The organism is Oleiphilus sp. HI0061 (assembly GCF_001635675.1).
The window spans coordinates 1-945 of record NZ_LWFE01000368.1; the positions used below are offsets into that span (position 1 = coordinate 1).

General features: G+C 42.0%; 1 protein-coding gene and 1 pseudogene. One reads left to right on the forward strand and one right to left on the reverse strand.

Annotated features, from left to right (window positions below; all coding sequences use genetic code 11):
* On the forward strand, nt 1–694 hold a 694-nt coding region (locus tag A3735_RS05075), incomplete at its 5' end, for a response regulator (RefSeq protein WP_156499414.1).
* Between the two features lie 33 nt (nt 695–727).
* On the opposite strand, the pseudogene A3735_RS28715 reads toward A3735_RS05075, so the two are convergent.
* A pseudogene (locus A3735_RS28715) lies at nt 728–945 on the reverse strand (L-aspartate oxidase); the annotation flags it as partial.

Below are 945 nucleotides of genomic sequence, written 5' to 3' on the forward strand. Positions count from 1 at the left end.
TAAAGAAAGCCCTGATTCCTTGGTAACAGTATCGGTTGATTCCACCTTGCTATATGAACTCGAGTCAATGGAATCCCAGCTGCCTGACCCCCTTAAAAACCATAAAACTGTTTTAATGACTGATAAGGATGAATGCAGTGAGATTAAAGATCCTTCTTTCTCAGGGCGTTTTAGAATCAGCTTTTTGTCTCAACCACTAAGGTATGATGAATTATTAGCAGAAATTACCTGTCATGATGGAAGTCATGAGAGCGATAACATCAAGCTTGATAATGTTCAACATGGTGAAGACTTGGGCTTTGCGCCTCATAGTAAAATATTAGTCGTCGAAGATAATAAGGTTAATCAGCAGGTATTGATGATAATGCTTGACTATTTGAATCTGAAAGCTGATATCGCCAACGATGGTGTTGAAGCACTGGAGGCTGTTCAAAAATCTCATTACGATTTGATTTTGATGGACTGGCAAATGCCAAGAATGGATGGTCTAGAGGCTACTCGTAATATTAGGGCTATTCAAGGGCTTGTGCAGCCCGCAATCATTGCTGTTACTGCTAATGCTATGTCAGGTGATATCGAGAAGTGTATAGAGGCCGGTATGGATGACTATTTGAGCAAACCGGTGGAAAAAGATAAGTTAGAGCAGACCATTCGTCGGTGGCTTGCTCCAAAACACGATGAGCAGGTTTCCTAAACTAAGTAAGCCGATATAAAGTTCTAGTTCGGTTTACCAGTCTCGGGTGGAATAATTAGTGGGGGTTAAAACCGTATCCTTGGCACTGGGGAGTCGCTCCGGGTAGTCTAGTGTATAGTGAAGGCCTCGGCTTTCTTTTCTCTGGATTGCGGAGCAAATGATCAGGTCTGCAACCGTGACAAGGTTTCTTAGTTCTAACAGGTCATTCGTCACGCTGTAGTTACTGTAATAATCAAGTATCTCTTGATGTA